We start from the raw sequence: 17,091 nt of genomic DNA on the forward strand, positions 1-17,091 counted from the left end.
TGATTAGATTTGTGTAATTAATATAATATATTGAGAAGCTTATGAAGAAAATTTTTACTTCTTTCTTTCTTCTCTGTCTGTTTGTGGTCACCAGTGCACAATGGAGCCCGACATCTTTCAGAGGAGATAAAATCAGAGGAAGTTCTGAAATTAAGAACTATTACTCTCTAGACATTCCCTTATTAAAATCCCAACTGGCCAATGCACAGGAGACGGGCAAGAATGCCAGACCTGTAACAATTTCATTGCCAACCATGGATGGGAAAATTGAAAGGTTTGCCGTTTACAGCTTTCCGGTTGTTGTAAAAGAACTGGCAGACGAGTATCAACTTGGATCTTATGTCGGAGTCGGAATCGATGATCCGGGTAAGTATCTGAGGTTCAGTTTGGCGCCGAATGATTTTCAGTCTATGATCATCAAAAACGGGATCGCTGAATTTGTAGAACCTTTAAATAGAGAAAAGACAGTTTACGGTGTGCATCCGAAAACTGATAAGAGCAAAGAAGGTTTTCTATGCTCTATGAATGAAAGCCTTTTGGATAAGGAAGAGATCAACAAACTTTATCAGAAGGGATCTGCATTTAGCAATCAGACCACTAATTTTGCGAAGTCTTCAGATAAGAAGTACAGAACGATGAGATTGGTAATGTCTGTAACAGGAGAGTATACCCAGTTTCATGGAGGAACAGTTCCTGGGGCGATGGCGGCTATTAATGCAACGCTTACCCGGGTAAATGGTGTATTTGAAAAAGATTTTGCATTACACTTAAATTTACAGAACTTTCCGGGTGTAATTTATACCAACCCGGCAACCGACCCCTATTCTCCGGCTGCTGCAGGAGCTGGAGGTGCATGGAATCTAGAATTGCAAAATACTTTAACGGCTAATGTAGGTAATGCCAATTACGATATAGGGCATTTATTTGGTGCTTCCGGAGGTGGAGGTAATGCAGGATGTATCGGATGCGTTTGCGTAGATCCAACTACAGGAGTTCCGAAAGGAAAAGGATCTGGATATACATCGCCAGCAGATGGGATTCCACAAGGAGATAATTTTGATATTGATTATGTTGCCCATGAAATGGGTCATCAGTTAGGAGCAAACCATACATTTTCTCACGGTCTTGAAGGAACAGGGGTGAATATGGAACCCGGTTCTGGATCCACAATTATGGGGTATGCAGGAATTACCGGAGCTAATACCGATGTTCAGCCTCACTCAGATGATTATTTTCATATCGCCAGTATCAAGCAGGTACAGGCTAACCTAATTTCTAAAACCTGTGATGTTGAAACTACAGTTGCCAACAATCCACCTGTGATTTCTGCATTACCAACTTATAATATTCCTAAAGGAACAGCATTCGTATTAACAGCTTCTGCCACCGATGCGGAAAATGATCCAATGACCTATACCTGGGAAGAAGTGGATAATGCAAGCGTTACTATTAACAAGAATAATTTAGGAACAACAACTTCAGGTGCAACCTTTAGATCGGTATTGCCAACGACAAGTCCAACAAGATATTTTCCTAAATTATCTTCTGTGCTTGCCGGAGTTCTTAACAATTCGAATAATGGATGGGAATCTGTTTCTAATGTTGCGAGAACAACCAAGTTCTCTGTAACAGTAAGAGATAATAGTCCCATTGCGAATCAACAGCAGACACAGTTTGCTGAACAAACAATTATCGTAGGTAGTGCAGGACCTTTCAAGGTTACAACAGCAACAGCTTATAATAACGGACCAAGCACTGTAACCTGGGATGTGGTAAATACCACAGCTGCTCCTTACAGTGTTGCTAATGTTAAAATAGATTACACTACGGACAATGGAGTTACCTGGAATGTTTTGGCGCCATCTACTCCTAATGATGGAAGTGAAAGCTTAACTTTTGGAGCTTTAACATTAGGGTCTACCGTGAAAATCAGAGTAAGTGCGATCGGAAATGTATTTTATGCCATTGGCAGTGCTACAGTAGCGAGTTTAGCTGCATGTACTGGAGCTGCGCCGACTGGTATTACAGTTTCTGCAGTTACTCAGACTCAGGCTACTGTTTCCTGGGCAGCTTCTGCCGGAGCAACTTACGTTGTTCAGTATCGTCCTGTTGGAAGTGCAACATGGATTACAGTAAATGCAACGACCAATACTACAGTATTAACAGGTCTTACGGATGGAATTCAATACGAAGTTCAGGTTGCTAATGTATGTTCAGGAACGCAGGGTACTTTCTCTGCCTCTGTTAACTTTACAACACCGGGACTAAACTACTGTCAGATGCAGTCAAGCAATTCTAATGATGAGTATATTGCTAATGTTACAGTAACACCTACGGGGGCTGCCGTAATGAGTAATACTTCTTTAGGAACTACCTATACTGATTACACGACGACACCAAGTGCTTTGGTAAATCTTGTGATCGGGTCTGCTAACAATACAATTTCTGTTTCGAAAGGGTGGACGGGTAGTACATATAGTGAAGCTGTGAATGTATGGATTGACTTTAACCGAAACGGAATTTTTGAAACAAATGAACAGGTAATGACTTCTCCGGCAAGTACAACTACCCCGGTTACAGCTACATTCCCAGTTCCTGCCAATGCATATAATGGACCTTCTACAACAAGAATGAGAGTGGCTCTAAGCTTTAGCTCACCTTCTGTGATGTGTCAGAACTTTACTTATGGAGAAGTAGAAGATTATGCTGTGAAATTAATTCAGCCTATACCTTGTACAAGTAATGCTCCATTGAACTTAAGCGTAACAAATATTACGGCTACATCAGCTTACGTAATGTGGGATCCAGCTGTAGGAGCAACCTATATACTTGAATACAGAGCTGTTGGCGCAACCGCATGGATACCTGTTCCATTAACAACCAGTGCTTATACGATTACAGGTTTAACAGAATCTTCACAGTATGAAGTTCGTGTGGCATATATTTGTTCCGGGACTACTGGAACATTTACAGCTCCTGTTCAGTTCAGTACTCCGGCGGTTAACTACTGTACAGTAACAGGTAACAGTACCAACGGATATATTTCAAATGTTAAGATGACTCCGACCAATTCATATATTATGAATAATGATTCCGGAGCAAACTCTTATACTGATTATTCCGTTGATCCAACTAAATTGATTACGTTAGTACGTGGATCTGCAAATAATGCAATTTCTGTGAGCAAATCATGGATCACACCAAGTACATTCCCTCCATCTCTGGCTGTCGGAGCATGGATCGATTTTAACAGAAACGGAATTTTTGAAAACAATGAAAGGGTAATCAACAGTACAACGAGTACTACAACTCCGATTACGGCAACATATACGGTTCCAAACACATCGTATAATGGTCCGCTTACCCTTAGAATGAGAGTCATCATTTCTTCATCAAATATCAATGATCCATGTGTCAATGTTACTAATGGTGAAGTAGAGGATTATGCTGTTAAAATTGTAGACCTACAACCATGTTCTACAGCTGCGCCTTCGCCAATTTCTGTAACAGGTGTTAGTGCATCTACTGCGACGGTTTCCTGGTTAAACTCTACAGGTGCTACTTATGTATTAAGATATAAGGCTACAGCAGCAGCAGCCTGGACAACAGTTAATCCTGTTCCGGCGCCTGGAAATACCTATACGATCCTTAACTTAAATGCAACCACTGCTTATGAAGTGCAGGTGGCAACCATTTGTGGAGGAACTCAGGGACCTTGGTCTACATCTGTGAATTTCACAACACTGGCCGTTAGTTACTGTAACTCCGGTACTGCGACTGTAGGTGACGGATATATAAATAATGTAACCGTTACTCCAACGAATTCGATTATGATGATCAATAATTCTGGAGCAACGACGTATACAGATTATTCTACTGACCCTACTAAACTTATTACATTTGTTCGCGGTTCTACCGGAAATAATATTTCTATTGGTAGAGTGATCTTATCAAGTACGTATGCTACATCAGTATGGATTGATTATAACGGAGACGGCGTGTTTGATAATGGTACGGAGAGAGTAATGAATCTTGGATATTCCAGTACTACTCCTGTGACTGCTACTTTCACGGTTCCTGCTAATGCATATACAGGAACGAACATTGTCAAAATGCGTGTTATCGTATACTATAATACAATTGATAATGCATGTCAGAACTTAACAAGTAATGGTGAAGTAGAAGATTATGCAGTTAAATTTGTAGACATTCAACCATGTACGACAGCTCCTCCAAGCAATATTACAGTATCCAACATTACTGCGACTACTGCTAATGTTTCCTGGTTAGCATCTACGGGGGCTACTTATGTATTAAGATGGAGATTAGGGGCTACAGGAGCATGGACAACAATTGATCCTGTACTTGCACCTGGAAATAGCTACACAATTACTGGTCTTACCGAATTAACCGGATATCAGGTACAGGTTGCCACAAGATGTAGTGGTACATTAGGTGCCTTCTCTGCTTCAATTCCATTTACAACGACTGCTATCAGTTATTGTAACATGACAGGAACAGGAACCAATGATTATATAGCTAATGTAACAGTGACTTCTGTAAATCCGGGAATTGCTCCAATGAGTAATACCTCATTACAGACAAACTATATCAGTTATACTACACCAGCTACGTTGATTAACCTTGAGCTTGGCTCAACGGGAAATAAAATCGCCGTAACTAAAGGATGGGCAGGAGCAACCAACAGTGATGCTGTAAGTGCCTGGATCGACTTTAACCGAAATGGGGTATTCGAGACAAATGAACAAATCATGGCAGTAGCTTCCAATTCAACAAGTACTGTTAATGCATTGTTCAATGTTCCGTCTACTGCATACAGCGGACCTCTTACAACAACAATGAGAGTGGTGCTAAAACGTTCTAGTTCTCCTGTAATGTGTCAGGTAGCTGTGAATGGTGAAGTGGAAGATTATGCAGTGAGAATAAGACCATGTGCAACAGGTACACCTACAAATCTTGCGTTTAATACGATTACCCATACTTCAGCAATAGTAAACTGGACTGGTGTAACCAATGGGCTTACCTATATTTTACAGTACAGACCTTTAGGATCTACTGCGTGGACGAGTATTAACGTTTCTACTCTTCTTGGTAACCCTCCAATTCAGTTAACAGGTTTAACTCCTGCTACTACTTATGAGGTGCAGGTTGCTGCAAGCTGTGGTACAACACCAGGTACATTTACCGCGATTAAAACATTCTCTACCAGATGTGATCCTACGCCTCCTACTGTAACAATCAGTAACGTAACAACAAACTCTGCATTAGTAACATGGGCACCAATTGCGCCAAGTTCAACGTATGTATTAAGATACAGAGTCGTGGGAACAACCACGTGGGTGGATGTAACTGTGCCGGTAACACCTGGGAACTCTTATCAGTTGACAGGATTAAGCCCTTACACTACTTATGAGGTTCAGGTGGCTAACAAGTGTGTGGGTGAGACTACAATCAATCCATATTCAAATCCTAAAGTATTTACTACAGAAAGGACATGTGAATTACCACCTCCGGGCTTAACCATCACTAACCTGACTCCTACAACAGCTGTTGTCGTTTGGGATCCATTCCCGGGAGCTACTTATATCTTAAGATACAGAAAAGTAGGTATTCCGAGCTGGACAACGGTTCCGGTGGCTACCAATACACTTACCCTTACGGGATTAACAGAGCTGACGAAATACGAATTACAGGTTGCTAATATTTGTAGCGGTACTCCTGGTACGTATACACAACCATACTTCTTTACAACACCTACCGTTATTTATTGTCAGATGTCGTCTGGAAGTTCTGTGAGTGAATACATTTCAAACGTTACGGTAAAACCTACTGGTAAACCGCAAATGTCAAATGATTCAAATGCTCAGAATTATTCAGACTTTACCGGAGATCCTACCAAGTTTATTGAATTGATTCAGGGATCTACTGGTAATGAGATTTCAATTGCTAAATCATGGACAGGAACAACGAATAATGAAGGTATTGCCGTATGGATAGATTTCGACAGAAGTGGAACATTTGATCCTAATGAAAGAATCCTTGTGTCTTCGCCTAACTCAACAACCCCTGTTAAAGGAACGTTCAGTGTACCGGCGGATGCATTCATCAGCATGACGGATTTTAAATATGTTGTGATGAGAGTTGCCATGCAGAAAGATGCGATTCCTGTGAATTGTATAAGTTTTGCAAACGGAGAAGTTGAAGATTATACCGTAAGAATTTCTAAGCAGGCAGTACCTAATCCTGTTAACCAGACTGAAATTCTGATCTATCCTAATCCGGTAAGCAGTATATTGTATGTGAAAAATATTAGCAAGAAAGCTAATTATAAGCTATACAACGCAGCAGGTCAGCTTGTTTCCGGAGGAATTATACTCAATAATAAGATTGATGTAAGCGGATTGATAAATGGAGTATATGTTATCGATATCGATGATGTTCAGGGCACAGCTCAGAAGAAGTTTATCAAAGAATAATTAAATTATTTACTATTAAAAAATGAGCTCTCAGAAATGAGAGCTTATTTTTTTACATAAAAAACTCGTTAGAATTATTTTCTAACGAGCTCTTTTTTTTATTCTATTTCGAAGATGGTGCGTTCTGTCCGCTCTTTTAAATCTTCTAAATTAGTGTCATTATAGATGATATAATCAGCAAGCCTTATTTTCTCTTTTTCGGGCATTTGCCGCTCCATAATAGCCTGTACTTCGCGATAGGTTTTGTTGTCCCTGTCCATTACCCTTTTTATTCTTATGTTGTCTTGTGCAGTTACTAAAAGTGATTTGTAGCACTGCAGATTAAGCTTTAATTCAAATAATAAGGCAGTTTCCTTAAAAACTAAATATTTTGACTGTTCTTTTACCCATTGTTCAAAATCAATTCGTACAGCGGGGTGTATGATTTCATTTAATTTTTGCAGTAGATCCGAATTATTAAAAACTTTGTCTGCAACATATTTCCGGTCATAAAGGCCGGTATTATCATAAGACTGTGCTCCTAAGAGCTCTTTAATCTTTTCTTTTAGGGTATCATTGTCATTGACAATGGTTTTTGCTCTGTCGTCAGAGTAATAAACCGGAAATCCGCATTCTTCAATAAAATGGGCTACCGTTGTTTTTCCTGAACCTATTCCACCAGTAAGGCCAATGATCTTGGGTGCTGGTTCCGGTTCTGCTTTTTGTGTTTCTGAATTCAATTCTTCCATACTTCAATTAATATCCGAAAACGTCATTAAAACTGTGAACTTCATCAAGCCTTACTCCTTTATCTGTCATTTTCAGACTGGCCAGCTCATTATGTGCGTCATGCTCGAAAAACAATAAATATTCGTTATCGACACATTGCTTTAAAAATTTTCCTTTTTCCTCCATTGTCAAGAGAGGTCTTGTATCATATCCCATCACATAAACCTGGTTGATATGTCCGGCTGTAGGGATAAGGTCTGCAGCAAAAACGATTGTTTTTTCCTGATATTGAATTACAGGAAGCATTTGCTTTTCGGTATGTCCGTCAACAAAAATAACATCCATTTTCAAGTCCGGGGCGAAACCATAGTTTCCTGTCGTTGGTAGTGGTAAAAAATTCAGTTGACCACTTTCCTGCATAGGAATGATATTTTCTTTTAAAAAACTTGCTTTTTCTCGCGGATTAGGCTCAGTAGCCCATTGCCAGTGGTTTTCATTGGTCCAGAAATGAGCATTTTTAAAAGCCGGTCTGTACCCCGTTTTATCGTTATTCCATTCGATGGCTCCTCCACAGTGGTCAAAATGAAGATGGGTAAGAAAAACATCAGTAATGTCTTCCTTTACAAAGCCATATTTTTTAAGGTTTTTATCTAAATTATCATCTCCCCAAAGAGAATAATGTCCGAAAAATTTCTCATCCTGTTTATTTCCCAGACCGCAATCCACTAAAATCAGTTTCTTACCATCTTCAATAAGCAAAGATCGAGTTCCCAGTTCTATCAGGTTTCTTTCGTCTGCAGGATTGGTTTTTTCCCACAGACTCTTTGGGACGACTCCGAACATAGCGCCGCCGTCCAGCTTAAATTTTCCACATTGTATTGGATATAGCTTCATATAATATTATGTTTTATGTATTTAATTTTTGTTAAGTTTCATTTTTTCAGCAATCTTTTTTCCCTGCTCATCCGAATTTTCAAGATGGGAAATAATATTTTGATAATCTTTTTCTTTCCTGTTTTGGGAAAGTTTTTGTTTAATAAAGATCTCCGTTGGTATTACTTTTATTCCAAATGCTCCTTTCATTTCTTTTTCTACAAAATCTTTACCCATATCCTTTACCAGTACAGGGCATTTTTGAAACTTTTCATACTTATTGGTTAACTTTTCCAGATGCGCGTAAAGTTCTTCATTATTCATAAGTTCTACTTTACCATGAATTTGTACAGCTTCATAATTCCATGTTGAAACATTGATATGATCATACCAGCTACTGGAAATATAAGTGTGTGCTCCTAAAAAGTCACATAATACCTCATCTCCTTTTTTCAGTGTTTTTGCCTGTGGATTGGCTTTGGAAATATGAGTTTCAATATAAATGTGATCCGGATCATCCTCATTAAGCATCATCATGGAATGAGTGGCCCGTATCTTGTCGACTGAAGAGATAAGTAAAGCGAAAGCATTGTCTCTAATGATTTCACGCATTACATTATAATCCTCACTTCTGTATAGCTTCGGTATAAACATTAATTAATAACTCTTTATATTTCTTATCATAAGGCTAAAAGATCAACACCTTTATCAGCTCGATTATATTTTAAATAACAAGCCTAAAAAAGCTCCCCCGGATTTTTAGGTATCGGAATCTGCAAGTGTTTATAGGCTTTTTCTGTCACCTCTCTTCCCCTTGGGGTACGGATAATAAATCCTTCCTGAATTAAGAAAGGCTCATAAACCTCTTCCAATGTCTCCGGGTTTTCAGCGATAGAGGTTGCCAGTGCTGAAATACCTACAGGTTTTCCTTTAAAATTTTCAATCATGACACGCATGATCTTGTTATCCATTTCATCCAACCCAAATTCATCAACATTCAGAGAATTGAGCGCATATTTTGTGATATTGATCTCTATTTCTCCATTACCTTTTATTTCTGCAAAATCTCGTACCCTTCGCAATAAAGCATTGGCAATTCTGGGAGTTCCGCGGCTTCTTCTTGCAATTTCAATGGCTGCATCCTCGTAAATTTTTACTCCAAGAACTCTGGAACTTCTTATGATGATCATGGATAAAAGTTCTATGGTATAATATTCAAGCCTGCTTTGGATACCGAATCTCGCCAACATGGGTTTGGTAAGCATTCCGCTTCTTGTAGTTGCTCCAACCAGTGTAAAAGGATTGAGCCCGATCTGTACACTCCTTGCATTAGGACCTGTTTCCAGCATAATATCAATCTTATAATCTTCCATCGCAGAATAAAGATATTCTTCCACAACAGGTGATAGACGGTGGATCTCATCAATAAAGAGAACGTCATTTTCTTCCAGATTGGTTAAAAGGCCGGCCAGACTTCCCGGTTTATCAAGAACTGGACCTGATGTTATTTTACAATTCACACCCAATTCATTCGCAATGATGTTCGCTAAAGTTGTTTTTCCAAGTCCCGGAGGCCCGTGAAGAAGAACATGGTCAAGGGCTCCGCCTCGCTTTTTAGCCGCAGTTACAAATACTTCAAGATTTTCCAACGTCTTTCTCTGTCCCGCAAAATCCTTAAAACTCTGGGGACGAATCTGTTCTTCCTGCATGAGCTCTTCATGAGAAAAGTTTTCCTTATCTGGATGTAAAAAATCAGGCATTAATTCATTTCATTTACCTCAAAGATAGGGATTTTAGACTTAGGTTGGGGAAAAGGTTATGCTAAAAAATCAAGGTTAAAAGATATTTTTTAAGTATTTTTGGAATGGAAATTTAAATCCCAATACAATATTTTCTGACCATTTACTTATGAAATTAATAGGACCATTTAAGCAAATCATTACACTCGCTAATCTTTCACTGAGAGGAAAATTATCTGATCAACAACTTGAAATTATAGTTGACGGAGGTATTTTGATTGAAGGTGAAACCATTCAGAAAGTTGGAAATTTCGAAGAATTAAGATCTGAATATCCCAATGTAACAATTGAAGAGGTTGAAGGTGAACAGATCGTGCTTCCTGCTTTCATAGATTCCCATACTCACATCTGCTTTGGAGGAAACAGAGCAAATGATTTTGCCATGAGAAATGCAGGAAAAACTTATCTTGAAATTGCTGAAAGCGGAGGAGGCATCTGGAGTTCTGTACAACATACAAGAAATGCGTCAGAAGAAGAGTTGCTTAAAACTTTATCAGAAAGGATCAATTTTCTTATTTCATTGGGAATTACAACCATTGAAGTAAAAAGCGGCTATGGTCTGGATGTGGAAAATGAGCTCAAGATGCTGAGAATAATAAAAAAAGCACAAACCCTAACCACAGCCACATTAATTCCTACCTGTCTTTCCGCACATTTGAAGCCGAAAGATTTTGAGGGAGATAATAAATCTTATTTAGATTTTATTATCGCAGAAATTTTGCCTAAAGTAAAAGAAGAAGGACTTGCTAAGAGAGTTGATATTTTTATTGAAAAGTCAGCATTCCAACCGGAAGAAAGTAAGGATTTTTTATTAAGAACTAAAGAGCTCGGTTTTGAAATAACTGTTCATGCAGATCAATTTACTCCCGGAAGTTCAAGGATTGCAGTAGAAGTAGGAGCACAGTCTGCGGACCATTTAGAGGCAACAATTGATGACGACATCATATTTCTTGCTCATTCCAATACAGTGGCCACAGCACTGCCCGGAGCGAGTTTAGGACTGGGAGAGAAGTTCACTCCGGCACGAAAGTTGTTGGATGCAGGAGCTATTCTTGCAATAGCCAGTGACTGGAACCCGGGTTCCGCACCAATGGGTAACTTGATTACCCAGGCTTCCATTTTAGCAACATACGAAAAGTTAACGACCGCTGAAGTTTTAGCAGGTATTACATTTCGTTCGGCATATGCTCTGGGATTAGAAGACAGGGGAAGGTTAGAAAAGGGATTAAAAGCGGATTTTGTAACTTTTAAAACCGATAATTTTCAAAACGTATTATATAATCAGGGAAGTTTAACCGCTGAAAATATTTATATCAATGGGGAAAAGTGGAAAGTGTAATATAAAGTACCTTTTCTCCCGTTTATCTTATTATAAGTTTCCTTAATATGCTCCTGTTATTTTTCCATGGGTGAAAAGTAATTCTGTAGTTCCTAAGTGTACTGATAAAGAAAGATCATATTATTTTTCTTACTTTTTGAATGCTTTTGTTGCGGCTATGCCTGAATAATGTATCAATAATTTAATTTGAAAAATAGATATGATGAAATTCCGAAGTATGCAATCAACATTTAATAAAGGAGTAACAATTCCAAGTCTTATTTTTATTATAGGAACTTGTTTTCTGTCAGCTATTTACCCGAAATCTACAGAAAGTATCTTAAATGAAATTAAGGAATTCATTTTTGTTAACCTGAATTGGGTTTACGTTTGGGCAGTCACCATCTTTGTGATTTTTCTTGTGTACCTTATGTTTAGTAAATATGCTAATATAAAACTGGGAGCCAATGACAGCAAGCCGGAGTATTCTCTGTTTTCATGGATTTCGATGCTGTTCGCTGCAGGGATGGGGATTGGTTTAATATATTTTAGTGTAGCGGAACCTATGCAGCATTACTCCTCTGAAGTTTTTGGTAATAACCATTATGTAAACAGGGCGAAACAGGCACAGCTTTATACCTTTTTTCATTGGGGAATCCACGCGTGGGCTATTTATGGGATTGTAGGATTATCACTTTCTTATTTTGCTTATCGATACAGGTTGCCACTATCTCTGAGAAGTTGTTTTTATCCTTTGCTTAAAGATAGAATCAATGGAAAATGGGGAAACGTTATTGATATTTTTGCCCTTTGCTGTACCTTTTTTGGAATTACCACCACATTAGGCTTTGGGGTCGTCCAGATCAATTCCGGCTTACACATATTGGGAGCAATCCCGGAAAATAAATTCATATACCAGATCATTATTGTTTTCATTCTCATTTCTCTGTCGGTTTTTTCGGCGATCAGCGGGGTAAACAAAGGTGTTAAGATATTGAGTAATATCAATGTCATCAGTGTAATTGTTCTTCTGTTGTTTGTGCTGATATTAGGACCAACCGTTTACTTGATCGGAAGCTTTACCGAAGGTTTGGGAAATTATATCAATAATTTTTTCGATCTTACTTTTAGTACCCATGTTTACGAAAAAGATACACTGCCATGGTTTTATGACTGGACGATTCTATATTGGGCGTGGTGGATTTCATGGTCCCCTTATGTAGGATTGTTTATTGCTAGAATCTCAAAAGGAAGAACCATTAAAGAATTTATTCTGGCTGTTTTAATACTGCCTACATTATTTAATTTTATATGGATGTCCGTTTTTGGGAACAGTGCTATTTGGTTTGATTTCAATATCGCGCATGGTAAATTGAGCCAATTTGCATCTGATCCTGATGCTTTAATGTTTCGTTTTCTCGAATACATGCCTTTATCTACGATTACAAGCTTCTTCGTCATCGTTATCATTATAATCTTTTTTGTGACTTCAGCAGATTCAGGAATATTTGTAATGAATAGTATCGCAACCAAAAATGCGCAGAAATCTCCAAAATGGCAATTAATATTCTGGGGGCTTTTGCTAGCTGTACTGTCACTATTATTGCTTAATGTAGGAGGCCTGAAAGCACTCCAGAGTATGACATTAATCACAGCCCTGCCATTTTCAATTATTGTACTTTTATTCATTGTAAGCTTAATGAAGGCGCTGATCATCGATCAGAAATATTATGACAGGAACTTTTCGGCTTCTGCAGTTCCATGGTCCGGTGAATTCTGGAAAGAACGTTTGAAGCGTATTGTTTCCTTTAAGGACAACTCATCCGTGGATAGCTTTATCCATACCACAGTGAAAGAAGGGTTTCTGGAGCTGCAGAAAGAATTTGCAGATAATGGGATTGAAGTGAAGATGAATTACGGCGATAATCCTACAAAAATAGAAATAGAAATTCATCATGGAGTTGTTAATAACTTTATTTATGGAATTAAAAACCAGGAAAAGACGGTATCAGAATATATTATCCATGAGGAAAATCTTCCGGACCTGGAACATAATACCACCCATTATCCGAAATCATATTTTGGTGATGCAAGAGAAGGTTATGATGTACAATATTTTACTAAAAATGAATTGATCTCCGATGTTCTGAAACATTATGAGAGGTTTCTGGAGATTGTATCGGAAGAAAAGAATGAAATGTTTATCAGCAGCAATGCCAATCAGAATAAAGTATAAAAAGAAACATCGTGTAATTGATTAAAAGGAGTTTGAGTATATGCACAATATTATATAGTTTTACCGGACAAAACTCTATTGATGAAAATAAAATAAAACAGTATGGGATTCTTCGGTAAGGAAATAAGAAATATCGGTAATGCGACCAGGAATTACAATGATTTTTGGGATTGGTTTCTGACTAAGGAAAAGGATTTTTATGAAATTATAAAAAATCATGATCATATTGAAAGTGGTTTTTTCGATATTATTTCTCCCAGACTTAAACAGATTAATCAGGGATATTACTTTCTCGTTGGGATGTACGATGACTCTACTGTAGAACTCATTATTACCGTAGATGGCGAAATTAAAAATATTGTTTTTGCAGAAGAAATTGTTGAAGCTTCTCCTGTTTTGAAGCGTTGGAAATTTACCGCTTTAAAACCTGAGATGAATGCTGCTCACGGAATTCAAATGGACGGCCTAGAGTTTACCGGTGAAAACATTTTATTTTATCCGAATGAAAGCGAGGGGTATCCTGATGAAATAGACATTACCTTTGTATATGAAGGTTTAATGCCAGAGAATAAAGAATCCGTTGTAAAAGGGATTTGTGTTTTTCTGGATAATTTTTTAGGCGAATTGAATTTTGCGACACAGATTGACACATTTAATATTATAAGTAAGGAAGAAGCGAAAAAAGAACTGATTCCAGTCATTAAATTAAAAGATTTCCTTGCATGGAGGGAGAGAGAGTTTACAGAAAAATATAAAAATGTAAAGAACATTGATGATGAAGAACAGTTTTCGGTGTTGGAAGCAAGTTTGCAAAACGGGTTGCCACTTATTGCTACAGTGAACACATCACTGTTGACCTATGATGCCAAAGCTTCCTATCCATGGATTTCAGTGATAAGAATGCAATATGAAGGAAGAAGCAATAACGGACTTCCGGAAAATGATGATCATGAAAGGCTGAATGAGATTGAAGAAAAAATTATAAATAAATTAAAAGTAGAGGAAGGACATTTGTATATAGGGCACGAAAGTGCAGATAATCTCAGAGAATGCTATTTTGCAAGCAAAGATTTCCGCGACCCTTCCAGAGTTATTCCGAAAGTAATTGCTGAGCATCCCGAATACGAAATTTCTCTTGAAATTTATAAAGACAAATACTGGCAAAGTTTTGAACGTTACACTATATAAATTAAAAAATTAAATAAAATCATGATTTGGCAAGGAAGATTGGATGGTGAAGAATTACTTTATCACAGAATTTTTCAAAGAGTAAAAATTGAAAATGATTACGATGTTATTTCTACTAATGATTTCGTTTTGCATGGTTTTGCTGTAGAAGAAGGAGTAAAAAGGAATAAAGGAAGATTGGGAGCGAAAGATGCTCCGGATATTATAAGAAAGAACATGTCTAATTTTCCTGTAATCCTTCCCGATTTTTCGTTTTGGGATTTTGGAAATATTACCTGCGAGGATACTCATCTTGAAAAAGCACAGCAGAGTCTTGCTAAAAACGTATCAAAGGTTTTATTAAAAGGAGGTAAATCTCTCGTTATCGGTGGTGGACATGAACTTACATATGCCCATTATCTGGGTGTAAAAACTGCATTTCCCGAACAGAAGATCGGGATTATAAATATTGATGCTCACTTCGACAACCGCCAACCGGAAGAAGGGGTAGGAGCAAGTTCCGGAACCGGATTCTGGCAAATTGCCCAGGAAGGAGATATTCACTCACTGCATATCGGGATCCAAAGAAATTCCAATACACTGAAATTGTTCGATACGGCCCATCAATATGGAATGAAATATATTTTGGCAGACGAACTATTCTTTGAGAATCTGCCGTCCATCTATCAACGCATTAATGATTTGTTGGATGAGGTGGATGTTGCTTATCTTACCATATGTATGGATGTTTTTAATGCATCTGTAGCGCCCGGAGTTTCAGCTTCCGCCTATAACGGTATTTTTGCAGATAGTACATTTATGCATTTTTACAGGCATATTTTGAAAAATGAAAAACTGGTCGCATTAGATGTGGCAGAAGTTAACCCTTCTTACGATATTCAGGAGAGAACAGCAAGACTTGCGGCTAGCCTGATCAACGAATGGTTTATGGTATAACAAAAAATATATTCTTTTAATAGAGAAAATCATTATTTTATTTTGCTTAAAGGAACAAAATTTGTTGCTTTCATCCATGCTTTACGGTAAAGCATTCTAATTCATTTATTTTGAATTTGAAACAAAAATTACATTATGGAACAATCAATTGAAAATAAACTTATTATTGCAGATAAGGCTTTTTCAGAATGGAAAAAAGTGCCCTTTGAAGAAAGGCAAAAATTAATTGCAAAAGCTGCGGAGGTGCTAAAAGCGAATTCAGAAAAATTCGGAGAGATCATTACAAGGGAAATGAATAAGCCCATTTCACAATCAATTGCTGAGGTAGAGAAATCTGCATTAATGATGAATTATTATGCGGAGGCTGAAAATATTTTAAAGGCGGAAAAAATAGAATCTGAATATAAGTTTTCTGAAGTCCATTATATTCCGAAGGGAGTGATTCTTGGTGTGATGCCATGGAATTTTCCTTTCTGGCAGGTTTTAAGATTTGCAACCCCGGCTATTTTATCCGGAAACACTGTTGTATTGAAGCATGCTTCTATCTGCTTTGGAAGTGGTAATGCCATAGAGCAGGTATTTTTGGAAGCTGGTTTTCCACAAGGAGTTTTCCAGAATTTAGAAGTGGGACATAAGGAAGTGAAAGAAATCCTGGAACACGATGCCGTGAAAGGAGTAAGCTTAACCGGAAGTGGAAGAGCAGGAGGGGAGGTAGCCTCTATTGCAGGATTGAATATTAAGAAATCTTTGCTTGAATTGGGAGGTAGTGATGCTTTTATCATTCTGGATGATGCTGATCTTGATAAAGCTGCAAAAGTAGGAGCTCAGGCAAGACTTCAAAATTGCGGACAGACCTGCGTTGCTGCTAAAAGGTTCATTATTGATGAGAAAGTTGAGGATGAGTTTTTACCGAAATTCATAGAGGAGTACAAAAAATTTGTTCCGGCTGATCCGATGGATAAAGACACAAAGATCAGCGGTATGGCAAGACCTGATCTGGCTGATGATCTTGAAAAACAATTTAATAAAGCTTTAGAAAACGGAGCAGAAATTATTATCCCTCTTGAAAGGATTTCCGATCATGAATTCAATCCTGGACTGATAAGAGTACAGGAAGGTAATCCTATTTTACAGGAGGAGTTGTTTGGACCATTAGGTATGGTGATGATTGCTAAGAATGATGATGAGGCTTTACAAATGGCAAATGATATTCCTTTCGGACTTTCCAATTCGGTTTGGACACAAAATGCAGACCGTCAGATGTTTTTTATTGAAAATTTGGAATCCGGGACTGTCAACATCAATAGAATGACCAGCTCTGATCCCCGTTTTCCTTTTGGGGGAACAAAAGCATCAGGATACGGTACTGAGCTTTCTTTAATTGCATTAAAAGAGTTTGTTACTCCGAAGACAATTGTGGGAAATTGATTTTTGAACAGTAGATGTATTAAAGATTTTAATACTAAATTATAATTATAAAAAGAGCTCCTGAATATTATTTCAGGAGCTCTTTTTTATATCAATTTTGAAAAGCTG

General features: G+C 37.8%; 10 protein-coding genes. 6 read left to right on the top strand and 4 right to left on the bottom strand.

Annotated features, from left to right (window positions below):
- The first annotated feature begins 41 nt into the window (after positions 1-41).
- A complete protein-coding gene (locus tag AC0INN_RS20950; protein WP_273649634.1) occupies positions 42-6,497 on the top strand; it encodes a GEVED domain-containing protein in 6,456 nt (2,151 codons plus the stop codon).
- 98 nt (positions 6,498-6,595) lie between these two features.
- Here the strand turns inward: AC0INN_RS20950 and coaE are convergent, their stop codons facing one another.
- The 4 genes from coaE to ruvB all read right to left on the bottom strand — a co-directional run bounded on the left by coaE (position 6,596) and on the right by ruvB (position 9,838).
- On the bottom strand, positions 6,596-7,225 hold the full coding sequence (gene coaE / locus AC0INN_RS20955; RefSeq protein ID WP_172280729.1) for a dephospho-CoA kinase: 630 nt from the start codon (positions 7,223-7,225) through the stop codon (positions 6,596-6,598).
- Between the two features lie 7 nt (positions 7,226-7,232).
- Positions 7,233-8,099 carry an MBL fold metallo-hydrolase gene (locus AC0INN_RS20960; protein WP_273649632.1) on the bottom strand — a complete coding sequence of 289 codons (867 nt, stop codon included), beginning with the start codon at positions 8,097-8,099 and terminating at the stop codon, positions 7,233-7,235.
- Between the two features lie 21 nt (positions 8,100-8,120).
- Positions 8,121-8,732, bottom strand: coding sequence for an FMN-binding negative transcriptional regulator (locus AC0INN_RS20965; protein WP_273649630.1), 612 nt, complete (start codon positions 8,730-8,732; stop codon positions 8,121-8,123).
- 83 nt (positions 8,733-8,815) lie between these two features.
- The gene (gene ruvB, locus AC0INN_RS20970; protein ID WP_172280723.1) at positions 8,816-9,838 is read right to left on the bottom strand and encodes a Holliday junction branch migration DNA helicase RuvB; all 1,023 of its coding nucleotides are present in this window, start codon (positions 9,836-9,838) and stop codon (positions 8,816-8,818) included.
- Positions 9,839-9,986: 148 nt separating this feature from the next.
- On the opposite strand from ruvB, the gene hutI reads away from it, so the two are divergent.
- The 5 genes from hutI (at position 9,987) to AC0INN_RS20995 (ending at position 16,983) form a co-directional block, all read left to right on the top strand.
- Positions 9,987-11,216, top strand: a complete 1,230-nt coding sequence (gene hutI / locus AC0INN_RS20975) for an imidazolonepropionase (RefSeq protein ID WP_273649629.1) — start codon at positions 9,987-9,989, stop codon at positions 11,214-11,216.
- A 217-nt stretch (positions 11,217-11,433) separates the two neighbouring features.
- A complete protein-coding gene (locus tag AC0INN_RS20980) occupies positions 11,434-13,431 on the top strand; it encodes a BCCT family transporter (protein ID WP_273649628.1) in 1,998 nt (665 codons plus the stop codon).
- A gap of 102 nt (positions 13,432-13,533) precedes the next feature.
- Positions 13,534-14,619 carry a DUF695 domain-containing protein gene (locus AC0INN_RS20985; protein WP_306614959.1) on the top strand — a complete coding sequence of 362 codons (1,086 nt, stop codon included), beginning with the start codon at positions 13,534-13,536 and terminating at the stop codon, positions 14,617-14,619.
- A gap of 21 nt (positions 14,620-14,640) precedes the next feature.
- On the top strand, positions 14,641-15,555 hold the full coding sequence (gene hutG, locus AC0INN_RS20990) for a formimidoylglutamase (RefSeq protein WP_273649626.1): 915 nt from the start codon (positions 14,641-14,643) through the stop codon (positions 15,553-15,555).
- Between the two features lie 135 nt (positions 15,556-15,690).
- Positions 15,691-16,983 (top strand): aldehyde dehydrogenase family protein, encoded by a 1,293-nt coding sequence (locus AC0INN_RS20995; protein ID WP_273649625.1) that lies wholly within the window; start codon positions 15,691-15,693, stop codon positions 16,981-16,983.
- Positions 16,984-17,091: the final 108 nt, after the last annotated feature.

This window comes from Chryseobacterium subflavum, from assembly GCF_055762745.1.

What these genes read in the sequence shown, in the direction of transcription:
- AC0INN_RS20950 (WP_273649634.1), top strand. Translation starts at nt 42, where the DNA reads ATGAAGAAAATTTTTACTTCTTTCTTTCTTCTCTGTCTGTTTGTGGTC.
- coaE (WP_172280729.1), bottom strand. Translation starts at nt 7,225, where the DNA reads ATGGAAGAATTGAATTCAGAAACACAAAAAGCAGAACCGGAACCAGCA.
- AC0INN_RS20960 (WP_273649632.1), bottom strand. Translation starts at nt 8,099, where the DNA reads ATGAAGCTATATCCAATACAATGTGGAAAATTTAAGCTGGACGGCGGC.
- AC0INN_RS20965 (WP_273649630.1), bottom strand. Translation starts at nt 8,732, where the DNA reads ATGTTTATACCGAAGCTATACAGAAGTGAGGATTATAATGTAATGCGT.
- ruvB (WP_172280723.1), bottom strand. Translation starts at nt 9,838, where the DNA reads ATGCCTGATTTTTTACATCCAGATAAGGAAAACTTTTCTCATGAAGAG.
- hutI (WP_273649629.1), top strand. Translation starts at nt 9,987, where the DNA reads ATGAAATTAATAGGACCATTTAAGCAAATCATTACACTCGCTAATCTT.
- AC0INN_RS20980 (WP_273649628.1), top strand. Translation starts at nt 11,434, where the DNA reads ATGCAATCAACATTTAATAAAGGAGTAACAATTCCAAGTCTTATTTTT.
- AC0INN_RS20985 (WP_306614959.1), top strand. Translation starts at nt 13,534, where the DNA reads ATGGGATTCTTCGGTAAGGAAATAAGAAATATCGGTAATGCGACCAGG.
- hutG (WP_273649626.1), top strand. Translation starts at nt 14,641, where the DNA reads ATGATTTGGCAAGGAAGATTGGATGGTGAAGAATTACTTTATCACAGA.
- AC0INN_RS20995 (WP_273649625.1), top strand. Translation starts at nt 15,691, where the DNA reads ATGGAACAATCAATTGAAAATAAACTTATTATTGCAGATAAGGCTTTT.